The organism is Tessaracoccus coleopterorum, assembly GCF_011174705.1.
GTDB classification, from domain to species: Bacteria; Actinomycetota; Actinomycetes; order Propionibacteriales; family Propionibacteriaceae; genus Arachnia; species Arachnia coleopterorum.
Genome location: NZ_JAANIJ010000001.1, coordinates 2,613,860 through 2,627,504, shown reverse-complemented (window position 1 = coordinate 2,627,504; position 13,645 = coordinate 2,613,860). Strand labels below are relative to the sequence as shown.

The 13,645-nt window shown below is 68.6% G+C and carries 22 protein-coding genes and 6 pseudogenes; 15 read left to right on the top strand and 13 right to left on the bottom strand.

Annotated features, from left to right (window positions below; all coding sequences use genetic code 11):
• Positions 1-243: 243 nt before the first annotated feature.
• The 4 genes and pseudogenes from tkt to G7085_RS16925 form a co-directional block, all read right to left on the bottom strand.
• A pseudogene (gene tkt, locus G7085_RS16940) lies at positions 244-2,296 on the bottom strand (transketolase).
• A gap of 103 nt (positions 2,297-2,399) precedes the next feature.
• A complete protein-coding gene (locus G7085_RS16935) occupies positions 2,400-2,612 on the bottom strand; it encodes a hypothetical protein (protein WP_197511840.1) in 213 nt (70 codons plus the stop codon).
• A complete protein-coding gene (locus G7085_RS16930; protein ID WP_197511839.1) occupies positions 2,612-3,115 on the bottom strand; it encodes a phosphoribosyltransferase in 504 nt (167 codons plus the stop codon). Before G7085_RS16930 ends, G7085_RS16935 begins: the two co-directional genes overlap by 1 nt.
• Before the next feature lie 46 nt (positions 3,116-3,161).
• Positions 3,162-3,656, bottom strand: a complete 495-nt coding sequence (locus G7085_RS16925; protein ID WP_197511838.1) for a GNAT family N-acetyltransferase — start codon at positions 3,654-3,656, stop codon at positions 3,162-3,164.
• Between the two features lie 77 nt (positions 3,657-3,733).
• On the opposite strand from G7085_RS16925, the gene G7085_RS16920 reads away from it, so the two are divergent.
• Positions 3,734-4,543, top strand: a complete 810-nt coding sequence (locus G7085_RS16920) for an aldose epimerase family protein (protein ID WP_197511837.1) — start codon at positions 3,734-3,736, stop codon at positions 4,541-4,543.
• 6 nt (positions 4,544-4,549) lie between these two features.
• Here G7085_RS16920 and G7085_RS33010 read toward each other — a convergent pair whose 3' ends face one another.
• From G7085_RS33010 to G7085_RS16905, 5 genes and pseudogenes are all read right to left on the bottom strand, one after another.
• Positions 4,550-4,888 carry an MBL fold metallo-hydrolase gene (locus G7085_RS33010; RefSeq protein WP_331716018.1) on the bottom strand — a complete coding sequence of 113 codons (339 nt, stop codon included), beginning with the start codon at positions 4,886-4,888 and terminating at the stop codon, positions 4,550-4,552.
• On the bottom strand, positions 4,876-5,154 hold the full coding sequence (locus G7085_RS33005; RefSeq protein ID WP_331715751.1) for an MBL fold metallo-hydrolase: 279 nt from the start codon (positions 5,152-5,154) through the stop codon (positions 4,876-4,878). The genes G7085_RS33010 and G7085_RS33005 overlap by 13 nt, the downstream gene beginning before the upstream one ends.
• Positions 5,151-5,746: pseudogene (locus G7085_RS36440) on the bottom strand (zinc-binding dehydrogenase). The gene G7085_RS33005 and the pseudogene G7085_RS36440 overlap by 4 nt, the downstream one beginning before the upstream one ends.
• Positions 5,746-6,234, bottom strand: a complete 489-nt coding sequence (locus G7085_RS36435; RefSeq protein WP_231979640.1) for an alcohol dehydrogenase catalytic domain-containing protein — start codon at positions 6,232-6,234, stop codon at positions 5,746-5,748. The pseudogene G7085_RS36440 and the gene G7085_RS36435 overlap by 1 nt, the downstream one beginning before the upstream one ends.
• 10 nt (positions 6,235-6,244) lie before the next feature.
• Positions 6,245-6,652 carry an NUDIX hydrolase gene (locus G7085_RS16905; protein WP_197511836.1) on the bottom strand — a complete coding sequence of 136 codons (408 nt, stop codon included), beginning with the start codon at positions 6,650-6,652 and terminating at the stop codon, positions 6,245-6,247.
• A 77-nt stretch (positions 6,653-6,729) separates the two neighbouring features.
• On the opposite strand from G7085_RS16905, the pseudogene G7085_RS16900 reads away from it, so the two are divergent.
• From G7085_RS16900 to G7085_RS16850, 14 genes and pseudogenes are all read left to right on the top strand, one after another.
• A pseudogene (locus G7085_RS16900) lies at positions 6,730-7,281 on the top strand (isochorismatase family protein); the annotation flags it as partial.
• Positions 7,282-7,469: 188 nt separating this feature from the next.
• Positions 7,470-8,318: an ABC transporter substrate-binding protein gene (locus G7085_RS16895; protein ID WP_197511835.1), complete on the top strand. Its 849-nt coding sequence runs from the start codon at positions 7,470-7,472 to the stop codon at positions 8,316-8,318.
• Positions 8,319-8,323: 5 nt separating this feature from the next.
• Positions 8,324-8,644 carry an ABC transporter substrate-binding protein gene (locus G7085_RS30935; protein WP_197511834.1) on the top strand — a complete coding sequence of 107 codons (321 nt, stop codon included), beginning with the start codon at positions 8,324-8,326 and terminating at the stop codon, positions 8,642-8,644.
• A gap of 72 nt (positions 8,645-8,716) precedes the next feature.
• Positions 8,717-9,601 (top strand): branched-chain amino acid ABC transporter permease, encoded by an 885-nt coding sequence (locus tag G7085_RS16885; protein ID WP_197511833.1) that lies wholly within the window; start codon positions 8,717-8,719, stop codon positions 9,599-9,601.
• A complete protein-coding gene (locus tag G7085_RS16880) occupies positions 9,601-10,575 on the top strand; it encodes a branched-chain amino acid ABC transporter permease (RefSeq protein ID WP_197511832.1) in 975 nt (324 codons plus the stop codon). Before G7085_RS16885 ends, G7085_RS16880 begins: the two co-directional genes overlap by 1 nt.
• Positions 10,572-10,718, top strand: a complete 147-nt coding sequence (locus tag G7085_RS36430; protein WP_197511831.1) for a hypothetical protein — start codon at positions 10,572-10,574, stop codon at positions 10,716-10,718. The genes G7085_RS16880 and G7085_RS36430 overlap by 4 nt, the downstream gene beginning before the upstream one ends.
• Positions 10,661-10,834, top strand: a pseudogene (locus G7085_RS36425) (ATP-binding cassette domain-containing protein); the annotation flags it as partial. The gene G7085_RS36430 and the pseudogene G7085_RS36425, both read left to right, overlap by 58 nt.
• A 12-nt stretch (positions 10,835-10,846) precedes the next feature.
• Positions 10,847-10,996 carry a hypothetical protein gene (locus tag G7085_RS36420; protein ID WP_331715749.1) on the top strand — a complete coding sequence of 50 codons (150 nt, stop codon included), beginning with the start codon at positions 10,847-10,849 and terminating at the stop codon, positions 10,994-10,996.
• Positions 10,966-11,058 (top strand): annotated as a pseudogene (locus tag G7085_RS36415) (ABC transporter ATP-binding protein); the annotation flags it as partial. The gene G7085_RS36420 and the pseudogene G7085_RS36415, both read left to right, overlap by 31 nt.
• 236 nt (positions 11,059-11,294) lie before the next feature.
• Positions 11,295-11,354 carry an ABC transporter ATP-binding protein C-terminal domain-containing protein gene (locus G7085_RS36410; protein ID WP_456300417.1) on the top strand — a complete coding sequence of 20 codons (60 nt, stop codon included), beginning with the start codon at positions 11,295-11,297 and terminating at the stop codon, positions 11,352-11,354.
• Entirely contained in the window at positions 11,347-11,619 is a 273-nt protein-coding gene (locus G7085_RS36405; RefSeq protein WP_456300416.1) for an ATP-binding cassette domain-containing protein, read from the top strand. Before G7085_RS36410 ends, G7085_RS36405 begins: the two co-directional genes overlap by 8 nt.
• 2 nt (positions 11,620-11,621) lie before the next feature.
• Positions 11,622-12,044 (top strand): ABC transporter ATP-binding protein, encoded by a 423-nt coding sequence (locus tag G7085_RS36400; RefSeq protein WP_456300401.1) that lies wholly within the window; start codon positions 11,622-11,624, stop codon positions 12,042-12,044.
• A 346-nt stretch (positions 12,045-12,390) separates the two neighbouring features.
• Positions 12,391-12,663, top strand: a complete 273-nt coding sequence (locus G7085_RS16855; RefSeq protein WP_197511830.1) for a CBS domain-containing protein — start codon at positions 12,391-12,393, stop codon at positions 12,661-12,663.
• Positions 12,633-12,956 (top strand): CBS domain-containing protein, encoded by a 324-nt coding sequence (locus G7085_RS16850; protein WP_231979639.1) that lies wholly within the window; start codon positions 12,633-12,635, stop codon positions 12,954-12,956. The genes G7085_RS16855 and G7085_RS16850 overlap by 31 nt, the downstream gene beginning before the upstream one ends.
• A gap of 6 nt (positions 12,957-12,962) precedes the next feature.
• Here G7085_RS16850 and G7085_RS27225 read toward each other — a convergent pair whose 3' ends face one another.
• The 4 genes and pseudogenes from G7085_RS27225 to G7085_RS16835 all read right to left on the bottom strand — a co-directional run bounded on the left by G7085_RS27225 (position 12,963) and on the right by G7085_RS16835 (position 13,645).
• A complete protein-coding gene (locus tag G7085_RS27225) occupies positions 12,963-13,058 on the bottom strand; it encodes a Rho termination factor N-terminal domain-containing protein (protein ID WP_331715748.1) in 96 nt (31 codons plus the stop codon).
• A gap of 41 nt (positions 13,059-13,099) precedes the next feature.
• Positions 13,100-13,234, bottom strand: a pseudogene (locus G7085_RS36395) (DUF7218 family protein); the annotation flags it as partial.
• 49 nt (positions 13,235-13,283) lie between these two features.
• Complete coding sequence (locus G7085_RS16840; protein WP_197511829.1) at positions 13,284-13,538, bottom strand: methyltransferase family protein; 255 nt, start codon at positions 13,536-13,538, stop codon at positions 13,284-13,286.
• Positions 13,499-13,645: a hypothetical protein gene (locus G7085_RS16835; RefSeq protein ID WP_197511828.1), complete on the bottom strand. Its 147-nt coding sequence runs from the start codon at positions 13,643-13,645 to the stop codon at positions 13,499-13,501. Before G7085_RS16835 ends, G7085_RS16840 begins: the two co-directional genes overlap by 40 nt.

Below are 13,645 nucleotides of genomic sequence, written 5' to 3'. Positions count from 1 at the left end.
AGCGTCGGCGAGTTGATCAGCTGCACCGCCTGCAGCGGGTTGGACGGTCGGGCCACCAGGACGCCCGCGCCATGTCCAGTTCGAGGACGATCGGCTTGTCACCTGTGACCCTGCTGAGGATGTCGCTGATTCCCATTCGTCCAGCTTACGGATCGACACAATGCCCCGGGCCGCCCGGCTGCGGATCGCGCCGAACGCAGAAGGCCCTCCCGAGGGAGGGGCCTTCTGTGTTCGGAAACGAACTCAGGCGATGAGGCCCTTCGCGGTCGCCGCGACGTTGTCGGCGGTGAAGCCGAACTCCTCGAACAGCTTGCCGCCGGCGGCCGAGGCACCGAAGTGCTCGATGCTCACGGACGCGCCCTGGCCCCGACGTACTTGGCCCAGCCCATCGCGATGCCTGCCTCGACGCTGACGCGCGCCGTCACGGCGGCGGGCAGCACCGATTCGCGGTACTCGGCGCTCTGCTCGTCGAACCACTCCTGGCAGGGCATCGAGACCACGCGGGTCGGGATGCCGTCGGCCTCGAGCTTCTCCTGCGCGGCCAGCGCGACGGACAGCTCCGAGCCGGTGCCGATCAGGATCACCTGGACGTCACCGGACGCCTCGCTGACGACGTAGCCGCCCTGGGCGACGCCCTCCGCCGAGGCGAAGCGGTCGCCGCGCGGGATCGTCGGGAGGTCCTGCCGCGACAGGATGATGCCGGCGGGACGGTCCGTGCGGCGCAGGATCTCGCCCCAGGCGACCGAGGTCTCGTTGGCGTCCGAGGGCGCACGATGGACAGGCCGGGGATCGCGCGGAGCGAGGCCAGGTGCTCGATCGGCTGATGGGTGGGGCCGTCCTCGCCGACCCGATGGAGTCGTGGGTCCACACGAAGATGGAGTCGAGGTTCATCAGCGACGCGAGGCGGACCGCGGGGCGCATGTAGTCGGCGAACACGAGGAACGTGCCGCCGTAGGCGCGGGTGAGGCCCGACAGGTTGATGCCGTTGATGATGCCGCCCATGGCGTGCTCACGGATGCCGAAGTGCAGCGTGCGCCCGAACTGGTTGCCCGCCCAGTCCTTCGTGACCCGCTCGGCGGGCAGGAAGGAGGGCTGACCCTTCATGGTGGTGTTGTTCGAGCCAGCAAGATCGGCGGAGCCGCCCCACAGCTCGGGCAACTGGTCGGCCAACTCGCTCAGCACCTCGCCGGAGGCGGCGCGGGTCGATTTCTTGCCCTCCTCGAAGACGGGGAGGCTGAAGTTCTCGGGCAGCTTGCGGGACTGGACACGGCGCAGGAGCTCCGCCTGCTCCGGGTTGGCGGCTGCCCACGCGGCGAACTTCGCGTCCCACGCCTCGCGGGCGGCCGCGCCGCGGGTGGCGAGGTTGGCGCGCGAGGCCGCGACGACCTCGGCGTCGACGGCGAACGGCTTCTGCTCGAACTTCAGCAGGTCCTTCAGCGCGGCGATCTCGTCGCCGCCGATCTTGGAGCCGTGGATCGAGTGGTGGCCCTGCTTGTTGGGAAGCGGCCAGCCGATCACAGTGGTGAGGCGGATGTAGCTGGGCTTGTCGGTGACGGCCTTCGCGGCCTCGATGGCGTCGTGGAGCGCCTGGATGTTCTCCTCGTAGGCGGTGCCGCCGCCGGTCCAGTCGACGTGCTGGACGTGCCAGCCGTACGACTCGTAGCGCGCGTCGACGTCTTCGTTGAAGGAGATGTCGGTGTCGCCCTCGATGGTGATGCGGTTGTCGTCGTAGATGAGGACGAGGTTGCCGAGGTTCTGCGTGCCGGCCAGCGAGGAGGCCTCGGAGGCGACGCCCTCCTGCATGCAGCCGTCGCCGGCGATCGTGTAGACGAAGTGGTCGAACACCGACTCGCCGAGCGGGGTCCCGGGGTCGTAGATGCCGTGTTCGCGGCGCGCGGCCATCGCCATGCCGACGGCGTTGGAGATGCCCGCACCGAGCGGGCCGGTGGTGCACTCGACGAAGTCGGTGTGGCCGTACTCGGGGTGGCCGGGCGTCCTGGAGCCCCAGATGCGCAGGTTCTCGATGTCCTCAAGCTCGAGGCCGAGGCCGCCGAGGTACAGCTGCGCATACTGCAGGACCGACGCGTGGCCGGCGGAGAGAATGAACCGGTCACGACCGAGCCACGACGGGTCGCGGGGTCGGTGTTCATCACCTTCTGGTAGAGCAGGTATGCCACCGGGGAGAGCGACACGGGGTGCCGGGGTGCCCGTTTCCGGTCTTCTCGACCGCGTCGACGGCAAGGATGCGTGCCGTGTCGACCGCGCGGGCGTCCTGTTCGGTCCACTCGAGAGTCACAGTTTGTCCTAACTACTTTGTTGTGCGGAATGTTCGTGGGCGGCGTTTACGGGCGTGAGCCTACATGTCAGCTGCCGGGGCCGGGACGTGGCCCTCGGCAGTCTCACGGTGCGGAGTCGCCTCCGTAGGACAGGAACGACCCGTACGTTCCCAGTTCTGCGGCGGCGGGCCCGGCCTCGGGCTGGGGTTCCGGCTCCGCCTCGTCGGTCTGCGGGGCGCCCGCCGGGCGGGGCATCATCGTGTCGCCGATCTGCTCGCGGACGAGCCGCTGCAACTCGTCTGCGCTGTCGGGGTCGAACTTCCTGATCTCTGCCATCACTCACCCTTCACGACTGGCGGTTGCGCCGACCATGGGAACACGATCCACTGCTCGGTCGACTTCCACACGAAGTCGGGGCGCACGATCGAGCGCGGCTTGGCGTACAGCACCGCGGAGCGGACCTCGGCCCCGAACCCGCGCAGCAGCTTCATGACGAGGCCGAGCGTGCGGCCTGAGTCGGCGACGTCGTCGACCACCAGGATCCGCTGCCCGGCGATGGACTCGGTGTCGAGCATCGGGGCGAGGAGCACCGGATCGGCGAGGGTCTCGTTGACGTCGGTGTAGAACTCGACATTGATGGCGTCACTGAGCTTGACTCCGAGCGCGTACGTCATGGCCCCGGCCAGCGTGAGTCCACCGCGCGCCACCGCGATGATCATCTGCGGCGTGAAGCCGGAATCGACCACATCCTGGGAGAGCTCCCGCGTCGCGGACCCGAAAACCTCCCAGGTCAGGATCTCCTTCTCGTCGAGGTCGGTCGCGTCCGCGTGATAAGCCATGGGTGCCATCGTAGTGTGCCGCCGATCCGGCGGGAAAGCGGTGGCCTCAGGCGAGGATCCGCGTGACGAACACCACGTCGCGCCACTGTCCGAACTTGTGGCCGACCTCGGGCAACCGCCCCGTCACCTCGAACCCGAGCCGCTCGTGGAACGCGATGGACTCGGTGTTGGCGCCGTCGATCACCCCCACCATCACGTGCACGCCAGCGCCGCGGGCGACGTCGATCAGCGCCATCATGAGCATCCGTCCTGCCCCGGCGGCCCGGTGTCCGGAGGCGATGTAGACGCTGTGCTCGACGGTGTTGGCGTAGCCACCGAGCGACCGGAAGGGTCCGTAGCTCGCGTATCCCGTCACGACGCCGCCGTCCTCGAAGACGAGGACGGGGAAGTTGCCGCCGGCGAGGCGGTCGAACCAGGCGCGGCGGTCGTCGACGGTGACGGGTTCGAGCGCGTAGGACGCCGTCGTGCCCACTCCTGCCTCGTTGTAGATGGCGGTGATCGCCTCGATGTCCTTGGCGTTGGCAGGTCGGATCGTAGGCATGTGAGCAATCCTAAGTGAGCGCTGGCCACGGCACGATACCGCGACGCACCCTCGGGCGATACCGTTTCGCCATGACGATGCTTGAGGGCTGCACCATGCTCAGCGGCGCATGGGGCGACGTGTCGGCGCACGAGATCGGAGCGACCGTCACGTCCTGGCGGCCGGCCGGTCGGGAGGTGCTGTTCACCGCATCCGACGCGGTGATCGACACGGCCGACATGTGGCACGGGGGCATCCCGTGTGTGCTCCCTGGTTCGGGGCGGCCCCGGGGCTGGGCGGTCCCGTTCGTGCACGGCGTCGTACCCAGGGTGAGGTGGCGGCTGCTGGACGCGTCGGGGGACGACGCGGGTGCCCGGCTGCGTTACGCCACCGACGCCACCGCCACCGCGCACCTGCCCGGCGCCGACCGGTTCCCGTCCGATCTCCGCTACGAGCTCGAGGTGGCGGCCGACGCCACCCGGCTGAGGCTCGACCTGACGGTGACCTCGCCGTCCGTGGCGGCCACCGTCGAGATGGCGCTGCACCCCTACCTCCTGACCGACACGCGCTCGGGGCGCGTCGACGGTCTGGGTGGGGTGCCGTTCACCGACTTCACGGACGGTTCGCGTGGCGCGGCCGACCCACCGGTTGTGCTCGGTGGCTACCTCGACCGCGTCTACGACGCGGCCTGCCCCGCGACGGTCGACTCCGCCGAGGGCCGCCTCTCACTCTCGTCGGAGGGCGCGGAGTCGCTGATCGTGTGGAACCCCGGCCCCGCCAACAAACAGGTACCGGGCGACGAGTGGGAACGCTTCGTCTGCGTCGAGTACGGCTGCGTCAAGGGCCACCCGGTCGAGCTGCCCGCCGGCGGCGACAGGCGGCTCTCGATGACGATCTCGGTTGGCTGACGGGGCTCAGCCCCTGCCCAGCAGCTCCGCCTCGGCACCGATGGTGGTGTCGTCGCCGTGGCCCGTGTGGACGACGGTGTCGTCCGGTAGCACGAAGAGCCGCCTCCTGACCGAGTCCTCGATCTGGGGCCGGCTGCTGAAGGACCGACCCGTCGCCCCGGGGCCCCCGTTGAAGAGGGTGTCTCCGGTGAAGACGCAGCCGAGCGTCGGCGAGTAGAGGCACACTGCGCCGGGCGCATGGCCGGGGGTGTGGATCACCTGCAGTGTCACGGGGCCGACGGCGAACTCCTGCCCGTCGGCGAGGTCGTGGTCCCACCGCCGGTGCGGGTGGGTCAGCTCCCACAGCGGCGCATCGTCCGGGTGCAGCCAGATCGGCGCCCCGGTCCGGTCGGCCAGTTCGGGGCGTAGCGCACGTGATCGTCGTGCGCATGGGTGCAGACGATCGCCTGGACACGGCGGCCGCCGACCGCGGCGAGGATGGCGTCGACATCGTGCGGGGCGTCGATGACGATCACCTCACGCTCGTCGCCGACGAGCCACACGTTGTTGTCCACGTCGAACGTCTGCCCGTCGAGGGAGAAGCTGCCGCTGGTGACGGCGTGCGTGATCACAGGATCACCACCGAGCGGAGGACCTCACCACGGTGCATCTTCTCGAACGCCGCGTCGATGTCGCCGATGCCGATCTCCTCGCTGACGAACGCATCCAGGTCGAGCCGCCCCTGGAGATACAGGTCGATCAGCATCGGGAAGTCACGCGAGGGCAGGCAGTCGCCGTACCAACTCGACTTCAGCGAGCCGCCGCGCCCGAACACGTCGATCAGCGGGATGTCCGGCACCTTGGCGTCCGGGTGCGGGACGCCGACCAGGACGACGGTGCCCGCCAGGTCGCGCGCATAGAAGGCCTGCTTCCAGGTCTCGGGGATGCCGACAGCGTCGATCACCACATCGGCGCCGAACCCCCGGTGAGTTCCCTGATCGCCTCGACGGGGTCGGTGTCCCGGGAGTTCACGGTGTGGGTGGCGCCCATCCCGCGGGCCCATTCGAGCTTGCGGTCGTCGAGATCGACGGCGATGACGGTGCCTGCGCCAGCCAGCGCCGAGCCGGCCACGGCCGCGCAGCCGACGCCGCCGCAGCCGATCACCGCGACGGACCTGCCGCGGGTCACCGAGCCGGTGTTGATCGCGGCCCCGAGGCCCGCCATCACGCCGCAGCCGAGGAGCCCTGCGGCCGCGGGGCTGGCCGCCGGGTCGACGGGGTGCACTGGCCGGAGTGGACGAGGGTCTTCTCGATGAACGCCCCGATGCCGAGCGCGGGGGTGAGTTCGGTACCGTCGGTGAGCGTCATCTTCTGCGTGGCATTGAAGGTGTTGAAACAGTACTGCGGCTCGCCGCGGCGGCACGCCCGGCAGTCGCCGCACACCGCCCGCCAGTTGAGGACCACGTAGTCGCCGGGGCTCACATTGGTGACACCCGCCCCTACGGCCTCGACGATGCCTGCCGCCTCGTGGCCGAGCAGGAACGGGAAGTCGTCGTTGATGCCGCCCTCGCGGTAGTGGAGGTCGGTGTGACACACGCCGCACGCCTGGATGGCCACGACCGCTTCCCCCGGCCCGGGATCCGGCACATGGACGTCGACGAGCTCAACCGGCTGACCCTTTGCGCGGGCGACGACGCCCTTGACTGTCTGCATGGGCATCACACTAGCCACACCCCACCCAGGAGAGGCACGATCGCGTCCACGAAGAGCGGCGCGAGCGTGGGGTCGCCCAACTGCTCGGGGCCGACCCACCGGAGGGCCTCGATCTCGGCCGCCGGGCGCACGTCCGGCCCGATCGGCGTGGGCCACCGGAAGCACTGCGACACGACGGTGTGGCCGGGCTCGTTCGCGGCGGGGCGGCATACTCCCCGAGCGGCACCAACTCGGCCGGGTCGAGGGTGAGCCCGAGCTCCTCGGCCACCTCCCGCGCCCCGCACCGCTCAGGGGACTCCCCCGGCTCAGGTTTGCCGCCAGGGTTCATCCACATCCCCGTGCCGCGCTTGCGCACCAGCAGCACGCGGCCCACCTGGTCGGTCAGGACGACGGCTGAAACGTGGATCTGAGGGGTCACCCGGGTGACGCTACCGCGTCGCCGCCCCGGCGCTGCGCCCCTGCCGGATAGGCTGGGGCGACACCGGAGCGGGAGGTATCGATGGCAGGGCACTGATCGTGGTCGACGTGCAGGTCGACTTCTGCGAGGGCGGCGCCCTCGGCGTCGACGGCGGAATCCGGGTCGCGACCGACATCGCGGAACTGCTCGCGGGCGGCCACGGCTACGACGCTGTCGTCGCGACGCGCGACCACCACATCGACCCCGGCGCCCACTTCTCCGCCACCCCCGACTTTGTCGACAGCTGGCCACCGCACTGCGTCGTCGGTACCCCGGGCCAGGAACTGCACCCCGCGCTGGCCGGGTTCGGTTTCGATGCCGTCTTCGACAAGGGCACCTTCGAGGCGGCCTACTCGGGCTTCGAGGGCGCCACCGCCGACGGCGTCCCGCTCGCCCGCTGGCTCGGCCTGCGTGGGATCACCGACGTCGACGTGTGCGGGATCGCCACCGACTACTGCGTCGCGGCGACCGCAACGGACGCGGCTTCGGAGGGTTTCCGCACCACGGTCCTGACGTCGCTGACCGCCGCGGTGCACGCGGCCTCCACCGGTGCCGTGCACCTGCGGCTGCGCGAGGCCGGTGTCACGGTGGAGGCCCGGCCCTCAGCTGAGGCCCCCGGGACGCGCCCCATAACCCCGGTACACGGGTTTGGTTACATCGGATCGCGTTGTCTCGCTTTGGTAACCACAGTCCGGAACCCGGCTCCCGGGTGCTTAGATGTCCCCAACGTCACGCCCCGCGTGACAGATCCCCACCCACCGACCTGGGAGAATGACACATGAACCTCAGTCGCCGCACCCTGCTGGGTGCCAGCGCCGTCGCCGCCGTCGCGGCCACCACCGCCTGCTCCGCCACACCCGGCGGAGGCGGCGGGAAGGCCGCCGGTGACACGATCCGCGTGGGCCTCAACTACGAGCTCTCCGGCGGCGTCGCCACCTACGGCCAGGCCTCGGTCCTCGGCATCAAGATGGCCATCGACGAGATCAACGAGGCCGGCGGCGTCGCGGGCAAGAAGATCGAGCCGGTCGAATACGACAACAAGTCCGACGCGGCCGAAGCCACCACGCTCGCCACCAAGCTGATGACCAACGACGGCGTCATCGCGGCCATGGGCCCCGCGACGTCCGGCAACTTCAAGGCCACCATCCCCGTGGCGAACAAGAACAAGGTGCCGGTCGTCTCCGGCTCCGCCACCGCCGACGACGTCACATGGGACGGGAAGACGCTGCAGGAGTATGCCTTCCGCATCTGCTTCAGCGACTCGTTCCAGGGCACCATCATGGCGAAGTTCGCCGCCGAGAACCTGTCGGCGAAGACGGCCGTCATCATCAAGGACAACTCGAGCGACTACTCGAAGGGCCTCGCCGCGGCGTTCACCGAGGAGTTCGGCAAGCTCGGCGGCTCGATCGTCGGCGAAGAGGCCTTCGTGGCCGGCGAGACCGACTTCAACACGATCCTCACCCGCATCAAGGGCCAGAGCTTCGACGTCGTGTTCCTCCCCGGCTACTACTCGGAGGCCGGCCTCATCATCAAGCAGGCCCGCGACCTCGGCATCACCGCCCCTGTGCTCGGCGCCGACGGCTTCGACTCCCCACGCTGCTCGAGCTCGGCGGCGCCGCGGCCCTGAACGACGTGTACTTCACCAACCACTACTCCTCGATCGACAAGGACCCCAAGGTCACCGCGTTCATCGAGGCGTTCAAGGCCAAGAACGGCGAGGAGCCGAACGCGTTCCACGCCCTGGGCTACGACCTCGGCCACTTCGTCGCCGACGCGATCGGCCGGGCCTCCGAGCTCACCGGGTCGGCCGTCCAGCAGGCGATGGCCTCCACCAAGGGCTTCGTCGGCGTCACCGGCACCTTCGACATCGACGAGCACCACAACCCGGTCAAGTCGATCGTCGTGATCGGCCTCAAGGACGGCGTGCAGGCCTCCAGCGAGAAGATCGGCTGACATACTCCCGTGTGCGGGCGCGGCGCGGGAATCCTCCGTGCCGCGCCTCGCCGGTGAAAGGGGTGAAAGCCTGTGACCGAGTTCCTGCAGCAACTCATCAACAGCCTCTCGCTGGGCAGCATCTACGCACTGATCGCGCTCGGCTACACGATGGTCTACGGCATCATCAAGCTGATCAACTTCGCGCACGGCGACGTCTACATGGTCGGCGCCTACGTCGGCTACGCGAGCATGTCGTTCCTGCACCTGGGGTTCTTCGAGTCGCTGATCCTCGCGATGCTGATCTGCGCGGTCCTCGGCGTGGTGATCGAGAAGGTGGCCTACCGGCCGTTGCGTAACTCGACGCGCATCGCGGCGCTGATCACCGCGATCGGTGTCTCGCTCCTGATCGAGTACACGATGATGTTCTTCGTGGGCGCCGACCCGCGCGCCTACCCGGCGATGCCCGACTTCATGAACGGGTCGTTCAACATCGGTGGCGTGATCATCAAGAACCAGCAGCTCATGATCATCGGCGTGTCCGTCTTCCTGATGCTGGTGCTCCAGTTCGTCGTGAAGAAGACCCGGATGGGCAAGGCCATGCGTGCCGTGTCGCAGGATCCGGACGCGGCCCAGCTGATGGGCATCAGCGTCGACCGGACCATCTCCTTCACCTTCGCCATCGGGTCGGCGCTGGCCGGCGCCGCTGGCGTCCTGGTGGGCGTCTACTACAACTCGATCAACCCCCTGATGGGCATCATCCCCGGCCTCAAGGCCTTCGTGGCGGCGGTGTTCGGTGGCATCGGCATCATCCCGGGCGCCCTCATCGGCGGCTATGTGATCGGCGGCGCCGAGACGCTGGTGTCCAGCATCGGCCTCTCGCTGTTCAAGGACGGCGTCGTTTTCGCCATCCTGATCCTCATCCTGATCATCAAGCCGGCCGGTCTGCTGGGTAAGAACCGGAAGGAGAAGGTGTGATGGAGAGCTTCAAGCGCATCGGGCTCCGCGCCCTGCCGTTCGTGGCCGTCTACGTCGTCGTGCTGGCGTTGATGAACCTCGGCGTGATAAACGACTACATCTTCGCGATCATCGTGACGATCTGCGTCAACATCATCCTCGCCACGAGCCTCAACCTGGTGACCGGATTCACCGGCCAGTTCTCGCTGGGCCACGCCGGTTTCATGGCGGTCGGCGCGTACACGTGCGCGCTGATCTGCATCCACCTCGGCCCTGTGGTCGGGCAGGTTCCCGCATTCCTGATCGGCATGCTCGCCGGAGCCACGGCCGCCGCCCTGATCGGCGCCCTCGTCGGCCTACCGACGCTCCGGCTCCGCGGCGACTACCTGGCCATCGCGACCCTCGGCATGGCCGAGATCATCCGCGTCGCGCTGCTCAACCTGCCCATCACGAACGGGGCGGCCGGCCTCTCCGGCATCCCGCAGGTGGTCGACTGGAACTGGGCGTTCCTGTTCACGGCGGTGACCCTGATCGTGCTGTGGAACTACATCCGCAGCTCCCAGGGGCGCCGCGCCATCGCCGTCAGGGAGGACGAGATCGCGGCCGAGGCCATCGGCGTCAACACCACCGCGGCGAAGGTGCAGGCGTTCACCATCGGTGCCTTCTTCGCTGGCATCGGCGGCGGCCTCTACGCGTCCTACTTCTTCCTCCTCAAGCCCGACCAGTTCGGCTTCCTGAAGTCGATCGACATCCTGGTGATCGTCGTGCTCGGCGGCCTCGGATCGATGTCGGGCAGCGTGATCGCCGCGATCCTGCTCGCCATCGTCTCCATGCTGCTCGCCCAGTTCTCCGACGTGCGCATGATCATCTACTCGCTCGTGCTGGTGCTCATCATGATCTTCCGCCCCGGCGGCCTGATGGGCTCCAAGGAGGTCAGCGACACCATCCTCGGGAGGGTGTTCAAGCGGAACAAGACGGCGGAGGTGGCCTCATGAGCCTGCTCGAGGTCACGAAACTCACCCGCAACTTCGGCGGTCTCACCGCCGTCTACGAGGCGAACCTGCACGTCGACACGGGGAACTGGTCGGCCTCATCGGGCCCAACGGCGCGGGGAAGACCACGCTGTTCAACCTGCTGACCGGCGTCTACCCGCCCTCGGACGGCACCATCGAGCTCACCATCGACGGCACCACCACCTCCATCGGCGGCCGTGCCCCGCACCGGATCTGCGCGGCAGGCGTCGGCCGCACGTTCCAGAACATCCGGTTGTTCAAGGACCTCACGGTGCTCGAGAACGTCGCGATCGCGCTGCAGCAGAACGTGCCGTACAACCTGTTCGCGTCGCTGTTCCACCTGCCTCCGTACGGGCGAGCGAGCGGCGGATCATGGAGGAGAGCCGCGCGCTGCTGGACCTGATGCGGCTGGGCGGCAAGACCGACGAACTGGCCCGCAACCTGTCCTACGGCGAGCAGCGTCATCTCGAGATCGCCCGCGCGCTGGCCACCAACCCGTCGCTGCTGCTGCTCGACGAGCCGGCCGCGGGCATGAACCCGTTCGAGACCGCGGAGCTGACCGGGCTCATCGCCCAGCTCCGCGAGCAGTTCGGGCTGACCATCCTGCTGATCGAGCACGACATGAGCCTCGTGATGAAGATCTGCGAACGCATCTACGTGCTCGACCACGGCATCGTGATCGCCTCCGGCACCCGGCCGAGGTGCGGAACAACCCCAAGGTCATCGAGGCCTACCTGGGAGAGGAGGCCCCGAGTGCTTGAGGTCACGGACCTCGCGGTCCACTTCGGCGTCATCAACGCCATCAAGTCCATCTCGTTCGAGGTCCATGAGGGCGAGATCGTCACGCTGATCGGGGCCAACGGTGCGGGGAAGACCACGACGCTGCGGGCCCTGTCGGGTCTGAAGCGGCCGACGGCGGGCACCATCACGCTGGGAGGCCAGGACATCACCTCCCTCTCGGCGCAGGACCGGGTCAAGCGGGGCATGTCGCACGTGCCCGAGGGCCGCAGGATCTTCCCGACATGACGGTGCTGGAGAACCTGGAGTTGGGCGCCTTCCTGCGCCGCGACGCGGTGGCGGCCGACTTCGACGAGGTGTACCAGCGCTTCCCGATCCTCGCGGAACGCAGGAAGCAGCTCGCAGGCACCCTCTCGGGCGGCGAACAGCAGATGCTTGCGATGGGCCGCGCTCTGATGGCGAAGCCGAAGATGCTGCTGCTGGACGAACCCTCGATGGGGCTCGCGCCGCTGCTCGTGCAGGAGATCTTCGACATCATCGTCGCCATCAACAAGGCGGGCACCACCGTGCTGCTCGTCGAGCAGAACGCCAACGTCGCCCTGCACATCGCCAACCGCGCCTACGTGCTGGAGACCGGTTCCGTGGTGCTCTCCGGCGACGCGAAGGAGTTGGCGCAGACCGAAGAGGTCAAGCGCGCCTACCTGGGCGGCTAGTGTTTCGTGTCAGAGGTTCGTTGATGATAGGTGGCGCGCCGCTGGATGCATCGCAAGGCCGACGATCGAAGTCGCACCTTGCCGTTCGTCGAGAGAGGAGAACGCCGCGAGGCGCCAGCGGAGGGCCGCATAGCGCAGCGAATATCTGACACGGGACACTAGCTATCGGGGCCTCGCCCACCCGGCCAGCGGGCGGGGCCACTAATCTGGGCCGCGAGGGCGCGTCGGCCGATGGTGGCCGAGGCACCGACTTTTCCTGGAGGAGAGAGATGTTCGTCAAGCTGCGGATGACCACCAACCCGTTCACCGTGGAGTCGACCAGGTCGATCCCGACGCCCTCGCGCTGATGGATGAGCGCGGAGTGCGGCACCTGCCGGTGGTTGACGGGCAGAAGGTGATCGGCGTCATCTCGCGCAACGACATCGCGGCCGCCTCGCCGTCGAAGGCCACGACGCTGAGCGCTCAGGAGGCCACCTACCTCATGTCCAAGCTCACCGTCGGCAAGGTGATGAGCAGGCCGCCGGTCGTGGTCTCCCCGACGCGCTGCTCGAGGAGGCCGCCATCATCCTGCGCGACGGGAAGATCGAGATGCTGCCCGTGGTGGAGGACGACCGGCTGATCGGTGTCATCACCGAGAGCGACATCCTCGACTCCTTCATCGACGTGCTCGGCTTCCGTGACCAGGGCACCCGGCTGACGATCGAGGCGCTCGACGAGCCGGGCGTGCTGAGCCTGCTCACCGGCATCACCGCGAAGCACCAGGCCAACATCCAGCACCTCGCCGTGCACCGGGGAAACCTCGACACCAGCGTCGTGGTGGTGGGTCTCAACACGCCCAACACCGATGCGATCGAGGCCGACCTGACGGCGGCGGGCATGCGGATCCTGGCGCGCAGGACCAACGCGGGCTGACCCTGCTCAGTGGTTGCGCAGGGCGTGGATCAGCTGGGCCTTGTTCATCCTGGAGCGTCCCTCCACCCCGATCTCCGCCGCGCGGCGGCGCAACTCGGGCACCGTGCGGTCCTCGTAGTTCTCGGCGGTCGCTCCCTGCGACCGACCTCGCTGCGCGAGGTGGCCGCGGCGGCGTTGGCGATGCGCGCGGACTTCTCCTTGGAGTTACCCTCCTCCCGGAGCGCCTCGTAGAGTTCCTTGTCCCTGACGCTGGGCCCTGGGCCCCTCTCGCGTGGCATGAGTTCTCCTTCCGACCCCTCGACGCTACGCCCCGGCCGGCTCACAGGCTCAGGAGCGCGGTCGGCCGACCCACCGCGGGACGCGCCGCACGTAGCTGCCGTAGTCGTCCCCGAACCGGGTGAGCAGCGCCTCCTCCTCGTGCCCGATCTGCGGGGTGAGCGCGGCGACGAATCCCGCAACGGGCAGCAGTGCCGCGGGCGTCGCGCGCCACAGGGCGTGTGCCGTCAGGAGGCCGGCGAAGCCGAGGTAGATGGGGTTGCGGGTCAGGCGGTTGGGACCGGTGACGATGAGGCTGGTCGCCATCTCGGGTGCACCGGGTCGACGGTGGTGCCCTCGTTGCCGAACTGGGCGACCGTGCCGCCCATCAGCGCAAGCGAGGCGACGCCCACCGTCACCCCCGCGGCCTTCAT